This is a genomic window from Streptomyces sp. NBC_01013, assembly GCF_045162765.1.
Taxonomy (GTDB): Bacteria; Actinomycetota; Actinomycetes; order Streptomycetales; family Streptomycetaceae; genus Streptomyces.
The window spans coordinates 3,814,405-3,829,720 of sequence record NZ_CP108687.1; the positions used below are offsets into that span (position 1 = coordinate 3,814,405).

The 15,316-nt window shown below is 72.3% G+C and carries 11 protein-coding genes; 4 read left to right on the plus strand and 7 right to left on the minus strand.

Annotated elements, in window-relative coordinates:
- Positions 1-45 precede the first annotated feature (45 nt).
- Complete coding sequence (locus tag OG538_RS16465; RefSeq protein WP_406094320.1) at positions 46-777, plus strand: response regulator transcription factor; 732 nt, start codon at positions 46-48, stop codon at positions 775-777.
- A complete protein-coding gene (locus tag OG538_RS16470) occupies positions 774-2,201 on the plus strand; it encodes a sensor histidine kinase (RefSeq protein WP_406094322.1) in 1,428 nt (475 codons plus the stop codon). Before OG538_RS16465 ends, OG538_RS16470 begins: the two co-directional genes overlap by 4 nt.
- Before the next feature lie 56 nt (positions 2,202-2,257).
- On the opposite strand, the gene OG538_RS16475 is transcribed toward OG538_RS16470, so the two are convergent.
- On the minus strand, positions 2,258-2,833 hold the full coding sequence (locus tag OG538_RS16475) for a TetR/AcrR family transcriptional regulator (protein ID WP_406094324.1): 576 nt from the start codon (positions 2,831-2,833) through the stop codon (positions 2,258-2,260).
- A gap of 87 nt (positions 2,834-2,920) precedes the next feature.
- Here OG538_RS16475 and OG538_RS16480 point away from each other — a divergent pair, with 87 nt between their 5' ends.
- On the plus strand, positions 2,921-3,718 hold the full coding sequence (locus tag OG538_RS16480; RefSeq protein ID WP_406094326.1) for an alpha/beta fold hydrolase: 798 nt from the start codon (positions 2,921-2,923) through the stop codon (positions 3,716-3,718).
- Between the two features lie 49 nt (positions 3,719-3,767).
- Here OG538_RS16480 and OG538_RS16485 read toward each other — a convergent pair whose 3' ends face one another.
- Positions 3,768-4,661 carry a phosphatidylinositol-specific phospholipase C gene (locus tag OG538_RS16485; protein WP_406094328.1) on the minus strand — a complete coding sequence of 298 codons (894 nt, stop codon included), beginning with the start codon at positions 4,659-4,661 and terminating at the stop codon, positions 3,768-3,770.
- 432 nt (positions 4,662-5,093) lie between these two features.
- Here OG538_RS16485 and OG538_RS16490 point away from each other — a divergent pair, with 432 nt between their 5' ends.
- Positions 5,094-5,699, plus strand: a complete 606-nt coding sequence (locus OG538_RS16490; RefSeq protein WP_406094329.1) for a LuxR C-terminal-related transcriptional regulator — start codon at positions 5,094-5,096, stop codon at positions 5,697-5,699.
- Positions 5,700-5,901: 202 nt separating this feature from the next.
- Here the strand turns inward: OG538_RS16490 and OG538_RS16495 are convergent, their stop codons facing one another.
- From OG538_RS16495 to OG538_RS16515, 5 genes are all read right to left on the minus strand, one after another.
- Positions 5,902-7,806 (minus strand): ATP-binding cassette domain-containing protein, encoded by a 1,905-nt coding sequence (locus OG538_RS16495; protein ID WP_406094331.1) that lies wholly within the window; start codon positions 7,804-7,806, stop codon positions 5,902-5,904.
- Positions 7,807-7,880: 74 nt separating this feature from the next.
- The gene (locus OG538_RS16500) at positions 7,881-9,719 is read right to left on the minus strand and encodes an ABC transporter ATP-binding protein (RefSeq protein WP_406094333.1); all 1,839 of its coding nucleotides are present in this window, start codon (positions 9,717-9,719) and stop codon (positions 7,881-7,883) included.
- Between the two features lie 152 nt (positions 9,720-9,871).
- Positions 9,872-10,003, minus strand: a complete 132-nt coding sequence (locus OG538_RS16505; RefSeq protein ID WP_406094335.1) for a SapB/AmfS family lanthipeptide — start codon at positions 10,001-10,003, stop codon at positions 9,872-9,874.
- A 30-nt stretch (positions 10,004-10,033) separates the two neighbouring features.
- Positions 10,034-12,706 carry a class III lanthionine synthetase LanKC gene (gene lanKC, locus OG538_RS16510; protein WP_406094337.1) on the minus strand — a complete coding sequence of 891 codons (2,673 nt, stop codon included), beginning with the start codon at positions 12,704-12,706 and terminating at the stop codon, positions 10,034-10,036.
- A 262-nt stretch (positions 12,707-12,968) separates the two neighbouring features.
- Positions 12,969-14,816: a bifunctional metallophosphatase/5'-nucleotidase gene (locus tag OG538_RS16515; protein ID WP_406094339.1), complete on the minus strand. Its 1,848-nt coding sequence runs from the start codon at positions 14,814-14,816 to the stop codon at positions 12,969-12,971.
- Between the last annotated feature and the right edge of the window lie 500 nt (positions 14,817-15,316).

Sequence of the window (15,316 nt, forward strand, 5' to 3'; positions counted from 1 at the left end):
TGGGGACCGCCCGGCCCTACGGAACGAGAAGAGGACGAAGCAGCGATGAGCCCCGCCGAAGACGATCCGCAGCGCATCCTGGTCGTCGACGACGAGCCCGCCGTGCGCGAGGCCCTGCAGCGCAGCCTCGCGTTCGAGGGGTACGGCACCGAGGTCGCCGTCGACGGTCTCGACGCCCTCACGAAGGCGGAGTCCTACGCCCCCGACCTCATCGTCCTCGACATCCAGATGCCCCGGATGGACGGGCTGACCGCCGCCCGCCGCATCCGGGCCACGGGCACCACCACCCCCATCCTGATGCTCACCGCCCGCGACACCGTCGGCGACCGCGTCACCGGGCTCGACGCGGGCGCCGACGACTACCTGGTCAAGCCCTTCGAACTGGACGAGCTCTTCGCCCGCATCCGGGCCCTGCTGCGCCGCAGCTCGTACGCGGTCGCGGCGGGCGGCCCGCTTCCCGACGACAACGTCCTGGCCTTCGCCGACCTGCGCATGGACCTGGCGACGCGCGAAGTCATGCGCGGCACCCGCCACGTGGAACTGACCCGTACGGAATTCACCCTGCTGGAGATGTTCCTGGCGCACCCGCGGCAGGTGCTGACCCGTGAACAGATCCTCAAGGCGGTCTGGGGCTTCGACTTCGAACCGAGCTCCAACTCCCTGGACGTGTACGTGATGTACCTGCGCCGCAAGACCGAGGCGGGCGGCGAACCGCGCCTGGTCCACACGGTCCGGGGTGTGGGGTACGCGCTGCGCTCGGGCGGGGGCGAGGGGTGAGGGGCCCGCTCCAGCGGATCCGCGCCCTGCCGCTGCGCTCCCGGCTGGCACTGCTGGTCGCGACCGCGGTGGCGGTGGCGGTGGCGGCGGCGGCCGCCTCGTGCTGGTTCGTGACGCGGGCGCAGCTGGAGCATCAGCTGGACACGACGCTGCGCAGCACCACGGCCGACGAGCGCTATCTGAGCTCCTTGTACGCATACTGCCTGGGAACCGGCCAGCAACTGCCCCGCACCGACTCCGGCCTCACCGTCCAGCTCATCGACGCCCAGGGCACGGTCTGCATCGACCCGGACACGCCGGCGCTCCCGGTGACCCGGTCCGATCTCGCAGTGGTGAATCGTGAGCAGCCCACCACGCTGCACACGGCGACCGATGCGGACGGGGTGAGGATGCGCGTCTTCACCAAATCGGCCGAGGTGAAACGGGGGCTCGGCCAGCCGCCCCTGGAGATCGCCTTCTCTGTCGCCCGCCCCCTGAGCGAGGTCGACAAGCCCCTCACCACCCTCGCCTGGGTCCTCCTCCTCGTCTCCGGCATCGGCGTCATCGGCGCCGGCGCCGCCGGGCTCTGGGTGGCCCGCTCCGGTCTGCGCCCCGTCGACGAGCTCACCGAGGCCGTCGAGCACGTCGCCCGTACCGAGGACCTGACGGTCCGCATCCCGGTCGAGGGCGAGGACGAGATCGCGCGCCTCTCCCGCTCCTTCAACTCGATGACCGCCTCACTGGCCACGTCCCGCGACCGCCAGGCCCAGCTCATCGCCGACGCCGGCCACGAACTGCGCACCCCCCTCACCTCGCTCCGCACCAACGTGGAACTCCTCGCCCGCAGCGACGAGACCGGCCGGGCCATCCCGCCCGACGACCGCAAGGCGCTGATGACCTCGGTGAAGGCACAGATGACGGAACTCGCCTCCCTCATCGGCGACCTCCAGGAACTCGCCCGCCCGGACGCCACGGACCCCGGACCGCTCCAGGTGGTCGCGCTCCACGACATCACCCGCACCGCTCTGGACCGCGCCCGTCTGCGCGGCCCGGAGCTGACCATCACGGCAGAACTGGCCCCCTGGTACGTGCGCGCCGAACCGGCCGCCCTGCAACGGGCGGTCGTCAACGTGCTCGACAACGCGGTGAAGTTCAGCCCGCCCGGCGGCACCGTCGAGGTGAACCTGCACCGCGGCGAGCTGACGGTCCGGGATCACGGCCCCGGCATCCCCGCCGACGAACTCCCGCACGTCTTCGAACGCTTCTGGCGCTCTCCGTCCGCCCGCCAGCTCCCCGGCTCGGGACTGGGCCTGTCGATCGTGGCGCGTACGGTCCAGCAGGCCGGTGGCGAGATCGACCTGCGCCCGGCACCCGGCGGCGGCACGGAAGCCGCGATCCGCCTCCCGGGGGCCCCCCAACCGCCGCCGGACCCGCCGCAGGGGTGAGCGGGGGCTGAGGACGGTCCCGTCACCTCTGGCGGGACGGCCCTGCGGGAGAGCCCTCAGGCCCCCTCCAGCCGCTCCGCCAGGGCCCGCAGCCCCGCCGCGATCTCACCTGCGTCCGGTGCCTGCTCCGGGTCGGTCAGCCACTGGATCATCACCCCGCTCATCAGCGCGAGCTGCACCGAACCGAGCCCCCGCACATCCCCCTCCGAGACCTCCGCCTCCGGGACCCCGGCCAGCTGGGCGGCCACCCCCCGGCGGCCCTCGCGCTGGCCGGCGGCCAGCAGGGCCAGCAGGTCCGGGGAGCTCTGGGCGTGGACGAAGGCCTCCACCGAGGCGATCCAGAGCCAGCGGTCGGTGCGGTACGAGGCGATCTCCCGACTCCACATGGCCGCGTACCGCTCCGCGGCCGGACCGCTCCCCTTCCCCACATCCGCACCGAACGCCTGGCCCCACTCGTCGATCGCCGCGAACAGCGCCTGGTTGAGCAGGGCCTCGCGGGAGCCGAAGTGGTAGCCGATCGCCGCCATCGAGACCCGGGAGGCGGTGGCGATGTCGCGCACGGTGGTACGGAGATAGCCCTTCTCCTCCAGACAGCGCCTTGCCCCGGCCAGCAGATCCTCACGGTTTCCCATGCCCGGGATCGTACGGCCCCCATCTTGGGCAAGCGATCTATACATACGTATTGTGCGGCCGATCTACACGTGCGTACAGTCACTGCCATGACTCAGCACAGTGCATCCCGACGCGAACTGACCATCGACGGCCGCCGGCTCTCCTACCTGGACCACGGCCCCTCCACCGGCCGCCCGCTCCTCGCCCTGCACGGCCATCTCTCCGAGGGCGCCTCCTTCGACGACCTGGCCGCCGAGCTCGGTCAGCAATGGCGGGTCATCGCCCCCGACCAGCGCGGTCATGGCGATTCCGACCGGGCGAACGACTACAGCCGCGAGGGCTACGTCTCCGATCTGAGCGCCCTCCTCGACCACCTGGACCCCGGGCCGGTCGTCGCTGTCGGCCACTCGCTCGGTGGCATCAACGTGCTGCACCTCGCCGCTGCCCGGCCCGCCTCGGTCGCAGCCCTCGTCACCATCGACACAGCCGTCGACCTGCCGCACCAGGACCCGGGCCCGCTGGCGTTCCTCGCGGGATTCCCGTACACCGCACCCACACGCGAGGAGCTGATCGAAGCCTGCGGGCCGCTGGGCCCGATGGTCGGGCCCGTGCTCCGGCCGCTGCCGGGGGGCGAGGGCTGGCAGCTGCCGTTCCACCCGCAGGACACACTCGACTCCGAGCGGCAGGTGCACGGTGACCACTGGGCACCGTGGCTGGCGAGCGACTGCCCCGCCCTGGTGATCAACGGCCGCGCCAGCCAGGTCCTGCCCGCGGAGCAGGCCGCCTCGATGGCGTCACTGCGCCCCCGCACCTCGCTCGTCACGCTGGAGACGGATCACTTCGTCCAGCTCCAGGACCCGAAGGGGTTCGCCCAGGCCGTCCGGGAGTTCCTCGCGACCCTGTGAACCCTGCGCCCGGGCCACCGGGTTGTGGCCCAGGCCGCCAAGTGTTGGCTCAGGCCGACGGGTTGTGCCTGATCAGTGACTCCACGAGCCCCGTCCGGGTTGCCGGGAAGTCCAGCGGGACGATGCCGAGCCCGGTCCAGCCGGCGGTCCCCGAGGAGTTGAGGAAGGAGTGGACCTGGGGGTTGAGCCGGTCCGCGTTCCAGCGGGGCGGCAGCAGGGCGGCGGTACTCACGTAGTTCATGAAGAGCTTGCCCGGCTGCTCGGCCGCCTTACGGAACTGCGCCTCGATCTTGGGGTACTTGGCGAACGGCTCCGCCATGTAGTCGTCCTGGATGTCGAAGAGTGCCGGGTCGGCGTACCGCACCCCGGGGAGACCACCGTTGTCGGCGAGCAGAACCACCTTGCCGCGTGCCCCGCCCAGCGTCGGCAGTGACGAGTCGATGTGGAACAGCGGGCGCCAGCCCTTGGCGTCGAGGTAAAGGTCGAAGATCCGGCGGAACGCCGCGTCGCTCTCCTCCGAGTACTCCTGTTTGACCCTCATCAGCACGGTCTCCGTGGGCCGCTGGGCGAGGAAGTCCGCACAGGCGCCGAGCACATCGCCGAACATCAGGTTCTGGTACGAGGCCCCGTGGTGGATGGCGAACGAGTCACCGGTGATCCGGCACCTTACGTCGAGAAAGCGCAGCCCGCTGTTCAGCTGCTCCGTGATCGTGGTGTTCTGGCACTCGGTCCAAGGGCCGCCGTAGCGGGCACCGGAGTCGTGCGAGCCCGGGACGGTGAGCCGCTGGAGCGCGGTGGAGTCCGCGATGCCGCTCATCCAGTCCTGCACGGTGAGGGCCTGCCGGGTCGCGGCCCGCGCGGGCCCCGCACCGACGAGGGCGGTGGCGGACACGGCCAGCGCTCCGGCCAGGAAGTGTCTGCGGTTCGCGGTGTACGAGCTCATACGGGGACGCCTCCGGGTGCCGTGTGGGGGTCAGCCTCCGGATTATGACCCGTACACATCACGCAGGGAATGGGGCGGTGGGAGCCGGAGTCGCCGAGGCCGAACCGCCCGCCCCTCACGGGGTGCGTGGCGATCTCCGGATGCGGCATCGCCGCCGGTCCGGGGCGCCTCCGCACGCTCAGGGCCCAAGCCCGCTTTCCTCCCCGTCACGCGCTCCGCCTTCGCTCCGCCAGGAGCAACGGCGCATCCGGTCGAGCAGGGGCACGTACGGGCGCATTGGCCATTTCACTCGTGCTCTCGCACGCCCCCGTCGCTTCCGCCGATTGCGGGAATGAGCCAGTTCGTGAACAGTCCGGCAGCACCCTGCGATGAACTGGGCACAGTTCACGCACAGTGCCCACACACCGACACGAGAACCGAGGGCCCCCGCTCATGACGACGCTTCTGTTGGTACACGCAGTGCCCCTGTGGCGGGCCTCCCTGGCCAGCCTACTCAGCGCCGACGCCGAACTGCGCGTACGCACGGCGGACAAGGGCGGCGTGCGTGCCGCCGCGGAACAGTCGCCCCCGGACATATTCATGACTGATCTCGACTGTCCGGACTCCGTCGAAGTGCTGACCGAGGTGGAGGCCGTCCGGAGGTCCGCCGACAACGGCGGGGCACTGATCGTCCTGGCCCGGGGTGACCGGCCAGGCGGGCTTCGAAGGGCGTTCAACGCGGGCGCCCGTGGATACATCGACAAGTACGGACCACCGAAGAACCTGGCGGAAGTCATGCGCAAAGTGGCCGACGGTGGGCGGCACATCGACGAGTCCCTGGCCTTCGGCCTGTTAAAGGCCGCGGAGGTGCCCTTATCGTCGCGCGAGCTGAGCGTCCTGGCGCTCGCCGCCGAGGGCGAGTCCGTGACGACGATAGCGGGCGCCCTCCACCTGACCTGCGGAACCGTACGCAATTATCTGGCCGCCGCCATCCGGAAGACGGGGGCTCGTAACCGGCAGGACGCCATACGGCTGTCGAGTCAGCTCGGCTGGCTCTAGGGCCTGTTTCGAAAGGAGCGCCGTCCGCCCGGAGGGCGGGCTCGGCGGCGTCCGGTGCGTGCGATCGCAAGGCGGAGGGTCGCCCCGGTACTGGGTGTATCGGGGCAATCCCGACAACGCGGCGAGCGTGCGTGCCGGGCGTCGCCGAGCAGGCGGGACTTTCGAAACACGCCCTGGCCGGACCGGCCCGCGGCGCGGCGCCTCATTCCGGACCGGGGGCCCATGAACCCGTCAGATCCCGGTAGAGGGCGGAACTCCTGAGTAGTTCCGCCGAGGTGCCGAGCACGGTCCGGGAACCGTCCACCACCAGAATCCGGTCCGCGCGCCGGGCCGAGGACAGGCGGTGGGCGATGACGACCAGGGTGCCGGCACGGGCGGCGAGCGCCGTCTCCGCCCGTGCCTCCGCCGCCGGATCGAGATGACTGGTGGCCTCGTCCAGGACGAGCAGCGGGGCGGTGCCCACGTGTGCCCGCCCCAGGGCGATCAGTTGGCGTTCGCCCAGCGTGAGCCGGGTGGGCTCGACCCGGGCGTCGAGCCCACCGAGCCGTTCGCAGAGGGGCTCCAGACCGAGTGCGGCCACGGCGGCGGTGAGGTCGCGCCCGGGTGCGTCGGGGCGCAGATAGCGCAGGTTGTCGCGCAGCGACGCGCTGAACACGTAGGCCTGTTGCGGAAGGAGCGTACGCACGCACCTGGGGTCCACGGCGGACGTGGGTCGGCCATGCCACCGGACCTCGCCCCGCGTGGGGGCGACGACCCCGGCGAGAACGGCCGCGAGTGTCGACTTCCCGCTGCCGCTCGGCCCCACCACCGCGAGACGGTCCCCCGCCCTGATCACGAGGTCCAGGTGGTCCAGTACGGGCTGGGCCGACGGGCCGTAGGCGAAGCTCACGCCGCGCAGTTCGACGAGGTCGGCGGCCGGAAGCGGACACGGCGGCGCGGGTGCCCCGGTCCGCGGGGCCGGGACGGCGGCCGCTGCCCCCGGCGGTGCGGTGGGTGGATCGGCGGCGGCAGCCGGTGCGGGCGGTTCGGCCCGGGCAGCCACGACGGCATGGGGCGGTGCCGGCGCTCCGGTCCTCGCAACTCCCACGCCGGGAGCGGGCGCGGGCTCGCCGGGCGGTTTCACGGGGTCGGTGAAGCGGTCGAGCACCACCACGAGCCGGCCTCCGGCCGTGCCCAGCATGCTCATGAGCGCGTGCACCGCCGGGGCCAGGGCCTGGGTCAGATACGTCAGCGCGCCCACCAGCGCTCCCCCGGTGAGGCCCCGGTGCATGAGCCAGGGTGCCGCGAGCAGCAGGAGGAGCGGAGGAACCCGGCCGCAGACGGCCAGGGCGAGGACCCGCAGGGCGGCCCAGCGCGCCAGTGACCGGGCGGCTTCCGCCTGCTGTTCGGCGAGCTTCCGGGTGTCGGCGGCGACACGCCCCGCCGCACCGGCCGCCGCGATGTCACGGAGTGCGGACGCGGTCTGTCCCGCGTGCGCGGCGAAGGCCTCGTCGGCGCCGAGGTAGGCGCGTTGAGCCGCCGCCATCGGGACGAGTGTGGCCAGGAACAGTGCCAGTCCGAGAACGAGCGGCGGGAGCACGATCAGGAGCAGCCCGGGTGCCAGTGCCGCGAGACCGGCCAGTGCTCCCGCCGCGGTGAACACGAAGGAGCGCAGGGTCAGAACCAGTCCTGCCCAGCTGTCGCGGGCGATCTCGCTCTGATGGGTGACCTGGGACACGGGCCCGGCGGTGGTGTCCGCCGGCCGCTCCACGGCGGTGGTCAGGGCGCGCGCGACCGCGCGCCGCACCAGCCCGTCGCGGAACGGCTCCACGAGGTCGGCCAGCCGGGCGAACACCCTCCGCGTCGCGGCTCCGGTCGGCAGGACGGCGAGGGCCGCCACTCCCAGCCACAGCAGCCCGGTGGACGGGTGGCCGGCCAGAAATCCCTGGTCCAGGGCGCGGGCCACCCCGTAGCCGCTCAGGAACGTCTGGGCGAACTCCAGCAACGACCAGCCCCCCAGCCGCAGGAGGACCTGGACGCGGGCGCGCAGGAACGGCCCGCCCTCGCGCACGACCCGGCCGAGAGCCGTGGCCTGCGAAGGGCGGGCCCGCGTGCCGCGCTCGGACATGGGCCGCGCGGACGTCCCTTCCGGTGGCCGGGGACGGCCGGTGCGGCGCGCAGTGGCTCGGGGCGGCTCCACCGTCATCGGCTGTCCTCCTGGGGAGACTGCTCGGGTTCACCGAGGTGTGCGGGCCCGGCCCCGTCGCCCGCGTCGGCCGGGCCGCCGCGCGGGCGCTGCTCCGGCGGCACGGCGGCGAAGACCGCACGGTAGAAGGGGTCGGCCCACAGCTCGCTGTGCGGGCCCACCGCGCGCACCGCGCCGTTCTCGATCCACACGACCTGGTCGGCGTCGACGGCCGAGGACAGCCGGTGCGCGACGATCAGCCTCGTACGGGAGCCGGCCCGGTCGGCCAGGGCCCGCTGCACCTCGCGTTCGGTCACGGTGTCGAGGCTGGAGGTCGCGTCGTCCAGCACGAGGAGGCGACCGGGGTGGGCGAACGCGCGTGCGAGGCCCAGTCGTTGGCGCTCGCCGCCGGACAACGGCGCCTCGCTCAGCGGGGTGTCGTAGCCGAGCGGCAGCAGACTGATGAAGCCGTGGGCCGACGCGGACCGTGCCGCCGAGCGGATCTGCTCCGCGGAGGGGCGGCCCGCGCCGAAGGCGATCGTGTCCCGGATCGTCGTACCCAGGAGGGCGGGCCGTGCGAAGGCGTAGGTGACGTCCCGCCGGAGCGCCGTGACTTCGACCGCCGCCAGGGACGTCCCGTCCAGGGTGACGGTTCCCGCGTCGGGGTCCGTGAGACGGCCCGCCACGGCGGCGAGCACGGATTTGCCCGACCCGGACAGGCCCACCACCGCCGTCGAGGACCCGCCCGGCAGCGTGAGACTCACCTTGCGGAGCAGGTGCTTGCCGTCGCGGGTGACCTCCACGTCACGCAGTTCCAGCGTTCCCGGCCCCCCGGGTGGCAGTCCGTCCGAACGGTGCGGCATCGCGGGGAGGGCGAGGAGCGGGTCGATCCGGCGGGCAGCGGCGTGGCTGCGCGACAGCGCGCCCAGTGCGCCGGTCAGCGATCCGACGCCGACGGCGAGCACGGTGTAACGGGACACGGCCACCAGGTCTCCGACGCTGATGGCACCGGCGGCGAGCCGCAGACCGGCCACGGCGAGCACGAGGAAGGTGAGCAGGGGAAGGAGTACGGCGCTGTGGCCGGTGGCCCGCCCGAAGACCTGCCAGGTGCGGCGGCCGTGGACGTCGAGGGCGGTGAGCGGTTCGAGGATCCTGGTGTATTCACGGGCCCCGGTGTGTGCCGCCCGGATGGTCGCGGCCCCCTCCAGTGCTTCGGTGAGCCGCGTGGCCAGGTCGGCCTGGGCGCGTTGGTAGTCGGCGGTGGTGTCGGCGGTGTGCCGGGCGAAGGTCCGCAGGAGTACGACGAGTGCGGGAACACCGACGAGGAGCGCGGCCGCGGTCCAGTGGTCGACGAGGAGGAGGCCGATGAGCCCGCCCGCGGGGAGCAGCAGGCCGGCGACCGAGCCCGCCACGGTGACCGGTGCGGTGGCGGCGTCGGCGGCGTTGGCGGTCAGCCGGGCGGTGAGGTCTCCGGGAGCGAAGGCCTGCCCGTGGCGGGGTTCGGCCCGCAGGAGACGGTCGACGGTGGCGCCGCGCAGCCACGCGGTCAGCCCGGCGGTCGTGGTCCCGCCGAGGAGGGCGACGGCCGCGTCCAGGAGGACTTCGGCGGCGGTGAGTGCGGCGGCGAGCCCGAACACCGGCCAGGGCACGGCCGCGTCGGCGGTGACGCGGTCGACTGCGCGGCCGAGCACGGCGGGCAGCGCGACGGCGGCGAGTGCCGCACCGACGGAGCACAGGAGGACCGCGGTGAGAGCGAGGGGGCGGCGCCGGGCCAGTTCGCGCGGCAGCGGGCGGGAAGCGGCCGGGCCGTCGCCCGGTGTGCCGCCCGTCGGCGACCGGTCGGCACTGCGGTTCACGCCTGGTTCCCTTCCGTGGGGCCGTACCCGCCGCGTACCCGTGACCCCGGATGCGCGTGCGGCTGGTCCCGGGCGGACACGCCGCCCGGGACCAGCCTGTGACGTACTCGCCGGACGGCCGGGTTCCTACCGACCGGACCGACTACACGTCGTTACGGGGTGCAGAGCACGACGCTCAGCGAGCTGTACTCACAGACGAGCAGGCTGACCTGGCTGCCCGTGGCCACCTCGCCGTACGCCTCCTCAGCGGGGGTGTCCATCGTCTGAAGGTCGAGAAGCGCCATGATGATGTCCTTTCGTGGGGACGGTTGGATTCACTTGCTGACGACCCCGGATGGGGCCGGTTCTGGGGCCGCGGGGTGCGGCGGAGCAGGCCGCAGCGGCGGCAGGAACGGAAGCGACGCACCGGTGTCCGCGAACGCGCTGCCGAGAGCGAGGAGGCAGCCGGCGGTGCCGGTCGCCAGGTCCATCGAGAGCCGCATCAGCTGCTCTCCGGGGAAGGCGAGTTCTCCCCCGTACGGCATCGCGTGACAGCTCAGGAGTTCGGCGTGCCGGTGGATGACGCGTCGTCGGCCGGCTTGTCCACCGGCACGGGTCCGGGCCAGGTGGAGGATGAGTCCGGCCACTCCCCGGAACAGGCCGGGCTGCACGTAGAAGGCCGAGCGGGACGCGGGCATCAGGGACGCTCTCGCCCTCTCGAACTCCTCGTCGGGCCGGAGTTCCAGGTAGTCGTCGATGACCGTCGCGAGGCCGGCACTGCCCGCTCCGAGATACGGCATCGTGCGGGCGCCCTCCACCACCAGCAGCGCCCCGTCGGCGCCTTCCCGGCAGCGGGCCAGGTCGCGGCGCAGGGCCGTGGCGGCCAGGTCGAGGAATTGGCGATCGCCGGTCGTTCCGTACCTGCGCAGGAGCAGCAGCGCCACGCCGGCCGCGCCGTGCAACAGCCCCGTGCGCGGGAAGGGGGCGCCGTCGGTGAGCGTGCGGACGGCGAGCGCGGTGCAGTGGTCGGCGGCGCGGGACAGCGCGGTGCCGTCGGCGGCGGTCGCGCTGCGGGCGAGGTCGTCGAGCGCGAGCGCGATACCCGCGTATCCGCTGTGCAGGTCGGCGGTCAGGCCCTGGAGGGGCTGCCGCACGATGAGTCGGGCGAGCTCCGCGGCCTGCTCCCGGTGGCCCAGCCGGTCCAGGGTCCAGGCGATACCGGTGAGCCCGTCGTAGAAGCCGAGGGGCGTTCCGGGAGCGGGGTCCTTGGCCCGGGCCAGCAGCCACTGCTCCGCCTGCGGGCAGGACGGGGCACCGGTTTCGTGGAGGGCGTAGAGCACCCCGGCGGCGCCGTAACCGAAGGACTGCCCGCCGGCCGGTGAGGCGAACTGGGCGATGTCCCCGGGGAAGCAGCGGTCCTCGCGCTCCGGTGTGCAGGACGCGATGATCGCCCGGGCCATCGAGTCACGGCTGTGCGGCCAGTCCCCGGCCGCCGGGAGCGAGGGCGCGTCCGGCAGCACGGCCCGTACGCCTGACACCTGCGCAGTGACCCCACGACCTGGCGCGCCGCCGTCCTCGTGCGTGACCTCGCGAAGGATCTCCTCGACGGCGGGGCGCAGTTCGGCGTCGGTCACCGGGAAGATGCGGGTGATCTCCTGGGCCAGCCCCACGGCCTTGCGCCGGTCGATGGCGAAGTGCGTGGTCAGCGGGAGGTACAGGGCGAGGCGCAGGCAGGCGAGCGCGTACCGGTCGATGTCAGCGCCGCGCCGGTCGGAGGGGGCCACGAACGCCGGGTTGGCCACGATCTGCCGGGCCTGGTCCTGCGTTCTCGACGCGGCCTCGAAGTCCAGCAGCACGACCCGGGACTCGTCCTCGGAGACCATGATGTTGCTCATGTGGAGGTCGCTGATGACGACCCCCCGTGCGTGGACGGCACGCACGGCATCCTCCACGAGGGCGTACGTCTTCCGGGCCCAGGCCGCGTGTTCGGCGATCAGTTCCGGTGCCGGCTCCGCGTGCGACAGGGGGAAGCGCCGGGCGAAGACGGAGTTGAGGGTGGCGCCGGACACGTGCTGGAGCACGAGGAAGCGGTGGTCCCCGACATCGATCACGTCCCGGACGTCCGGGACGCACTCCAGACCCGCCAGCAGGTCCAGCGCGACCCGCTCACGCTCCAGCCTCGCCACCGCGTCCGCCCCGTCCGCCGCCAGGCCGGCGTACGGACGCGCTTCCTTCAGCACGACGCGCTCACCGGTCCGGGTGTCCCGGCCCACGTAGACGCCTCCCCCGTTGGAGAAGTGCAGCGCGCCTTCGACCTGGTAGGGCACGTCGGCCAGCCCGACAGCCTTACGTGCTTCGAGGTGCGGCAGGAGGAAGGGCGGCGGCGTCACCCAGCCGGGGATGTTCAGGGCCGGACCCCGTGCGTCGGGGACGAGCCTGCCCTCAGGGTCGGCGACAGCGGGCACGAGGCGCCCGTCGGGCCCGGGGCAGAAGCGCGGCGCGAAGGCTCCGTACCGTACGTGCACCGGCCCGTCACCACAGCGCAGGTCACTGAGGATGTACGGCCCGTGCTCCCCCGCGAGGAGGTCCATCAGGCCCTGGCAGACCTCGGGGAACCGCTCCTCGGAGTGCGGATAGACCGTGATGAACTTCCCGCTGCCCGCCCGGTCCGCGTACTTCGCGTTGCGCAGACGCAGCAGGGCCGGGCCGGGTATGAACTTGAAGGGCAGCCGACGTGCCACGCAGAAGGCCACCACCCGGCCGAGCACGGACTCCGCGTTGTCGAGTGCGGCCGACACATGGATCTTCCAGCCCTGGGCCGGCACCCGTACACCGGGCGGGCTGAAGGAGAGCCAGTCCCCCCGCCGCGAACGCTCCCATCCGTCGGGGCCGGCGCCGCGCGCGGGACCGTAGAGGGCCCCCTCGGCCCCGGGCCCGGCGGCGGAGCGGTGGGGCGCGTCGTAGAAGACACGGTCCGCTTCGCAATACGCGGCGTACTCCGGATTCACGCACAACTCCCTGTCCAGGCGACGTTGTCGGCACCACCGACGGTGTCACGACGCTCCGGAGCACGACAGTCACAGCTGTCATGACTCGTTCGTGCGGATCGGCCGTGCACATCGCATCTGCACTTCGCACAACCCCAGGTGCGAGCGGGGAACCAGGCGCCCAGGTGCGGCTTGCCGGCGGACGCCACGGGCGCACGGAAATGGGGCGGTGGCCTTTCGGCCCACCGCCCCATCCAGCCCGCGTACGGGAGTTACCGCTGAGTTACTTCACGACCGTGATCCGGTCCGCCACCGGCGGGGCCAGCGGTGCCGAGGCCGTGGAGTGCGCCGCCAGGTAGGCGTTGAACAGGTCCAGGTCGGAAGGACCGACGAGCTTGTCGGTGCCCGCGCCGAGGGCCGCGAAGCCGTCACCGCCGCCCGCCAGGAACTCGTTCATCGCGACCCGGTAGGACTTGGCCGGATCGATCGCCTCGCCGTTCAGGCGGATCGTGTCGGTGACCACGCGGGCCGCACCGGTCTTCGTCATGTCCAGCGTGTAGGTGAGGCCCTTGGAAACCTGGAGGATCTTCGGGCTGGCCTCGTTCGAACCGCTGACCTGCTGCTGGAGCGCGGACACCAGCTGCGCACCGGTCAGGTCGACGACGTTCATCATGTTGGTGAACGGCTGCACGGTGAAGGACTCCCCGTACGTCACGACGCCGTCGCCCTCACTGCCCGTCGCCTTGTAGACCAGGTCGGCACGGATGCCGCCCGGGTTCATGAACGCGACGACCGCCCCGCCCTTGTCCGCCGGGGCCAGGCCCTCCAGCTGCGCGTCGGCGATCAGGTCGCCGAGCGGCTTCTCGGGGGCCGTCGAGCCGCGGCCGTTGATGTCGGCGGAGATGAAGCCCTGCGGCCGGTTGGCGATCGGCGCCGCGAGGGTGTTCCAGCGGGCGATCAGGTCCGTCATGTCGGTGGCCTTGGCCTGGTCCCGGGTGACGATGTGGTTCGCCGAGACCGGGTTCGCGGGCGCGGGGTGCTTCGAGGACTCCTTCGCCGAGCCCTTCACCGCGGTGCGCACGATGTCCTGGGTGCGACGGTCGTACGTGAGCGTCGTGTCCGTGTACAGCTTGCCGAACGACGAGGCCGACGTGACCAGGCGCGGGTTGCCCGCCGGGTCCGGGATCGTGCAGACGTACGCCTGGTGGGTGTGACCCGTGACCAGCGCGTCGACCTTCGGCGAGATGCCCTTGGCGATGTCGGTGATCGGACCGGAGATGCCGTCACCGGCAGCCGGGCTGTCGCAGTCGTAGTTGTACGAGGACGAGGCCGGTGCGCCGCCCTCGTGGATCAGCGCGACGATGGACTTCACGCCCTGCCGGTCCAGCTCCTTGGCGTACTTGTTGACCGTCTCGATCTCGTCGTGGAACTTCAGGCCCTTGACGCCGTTGGCCGTCACGATGTTCGGCGTGCCCTCCAGGGTCACCCCGATGAAGCCGATCTTGACGCCGTTCTTCTTCCACACCGTGTACGGCTTGAGGATCGGCTTGCCGGTCTTCTCGTCCGTCACATTGGCGGCGAGGTAGGGGAAGTCGGCGCCCTCGAACTTCTTGCCCTGCTCGTAACACCCCTCGACCGGGTGGCAGCCGCCGTTCTGGAGGCGGGCCAGCTCGGTGGCGCCCTCGTCGAACTCGTGGTTGCCGACGGTCGTCACATCGAGGTCGATCTTGTTGAGCGCCTCGATGGTCGGCTCGTCGTGGAAGAGCCCCGACAGCAGCGGGCTCGCCCCGACCATGTCGCCGCCCGCGGCGGTGATCGAGTACGGGTGGCCCTTGCGCGCGGCACGCAGCGAGGAGGCGAGGTACTCCACGCCACCGGCCGGAACGGCCTTCGTCGTGCCGTCGGCCTGCGTCTCGGTGACCGAGCCGGCCGAGCCGGCCGGCGGCTCAAGGTTGCCGTGCAGGTCGTTGAAGGACAGCAGTTGCACGTCGACGGTCCGGGCCGGCGTGTGGTGGCCGTGCCCGTGCGCGCCGGCCGGCATGGCGGCGACCAGCGCACCGACGGTGGCCAGACCGGCTGCGGCGGCGAGCACCCGCCGGGACGCGCGGTTCTTCTGAGGTGTCGCTGACATCGGACCCCTTGTGAGTTCAGCGGGTGGTGTGAGGGTGGTGACAAGTCTGGAGACTGCTGCCGCAGCCTAGAGTCAACGCGCGTAGCGCGACAGATGTTTGGGGTTACGAATAGGTTGCCGCCCGAGCGGAACGGGGCCATTCACCCATATCGGGGCGGGGTGCGCCGCTGTCCGGGCGCGGGGGTCCGTCCTCAATCGCCGGACGGGCTTGAGTGCGGGTTCCCTGCGGGGTGCGCCGGGGTCCGGGGTCCGGGGTCCGGGTGCCCTGCGGGGTGCGCCCCGTCCGGGGCCCGGGGTTCCGTCCTCAATCGCCGGACGGGCTTGAGTGGTGCGGGTTGCTCCGCGGGGTGCGCCACGTCGGGTGGGTGGGGGTGGTGCCCCTCCGGGCAGACTCCTCAAAAATGGCGTGTGCACCCGGTCACGCGGGGGACCCGGGTCGTACGCCATTTTCTGCGGGGACTGCCCTGCACGGCCCCACCCTGCATCACTCGCGTGTGCAC

What these genes read in the sequence shown, in the direction of transcription:
- OG538_RS16485 (WP_406094328.1), bottom strand. Translation starts at nt 4,661, where the DNA reads ATGAGCTCGTACACCGCGAACCGCAGACACTTCCTGGCCGGAGCGCTG.
- OG538_RS16465 (WP_406094320.1), top strand. Translation starts at nt 46, where the DNA reads ATGAGCCCCGCCGAAGACGATCCGCAGCGCATCCTGGTCGTCGACGAC.
- OG538_RS16475 (WP_406094324.1), bottom strand. Translation starts at nt 2,833, where the DNA reads ATGGGAAACCGTGAGGATCTGCTGGCCGGGGCAAGGCGCTGTCTGGAG.
- OG538_RS16480 (WP_406094326.1), top strand. Translation starts at nt 2,921, where the DNA reads ATGACTCAGCACAGTGCATCCCGACGCGAACTGACCATCGACGGCCGC.
- OG538_RS16495 (WP_406094331.1), bottom strand. Translation starts at nt 7,806, where the DNA reads ATGTCCGAGCGCGGCACGCGGGCCCGCCCTTCGCAGGCCACGGCTCTC.
- OG538_RS16490 (WP_406094329.1), top strand. Translation starts at nt 5,094, where the DNA reads ATGACGACGCTTCTGTTGGTACACGCAGTGCCCCTGTGGCGGGCCTCC.
- OG538_RS16505 (WP_406094335.1), bottom strand. Translation starts at nt 10,003, where the DNA reads ATGGCGCTTCTCGACCTTCAGACGATGGACACCCCCGCTGAGGAGGCG.
- OG538_RS16515 (WP_406094339.1), bottom strand. Translation starts at nt 14,816, where the DNA reads ATGTCAGCGACACCTCAGAAGAACCGCGCGTCCCGGCGGGTGCTCGCC.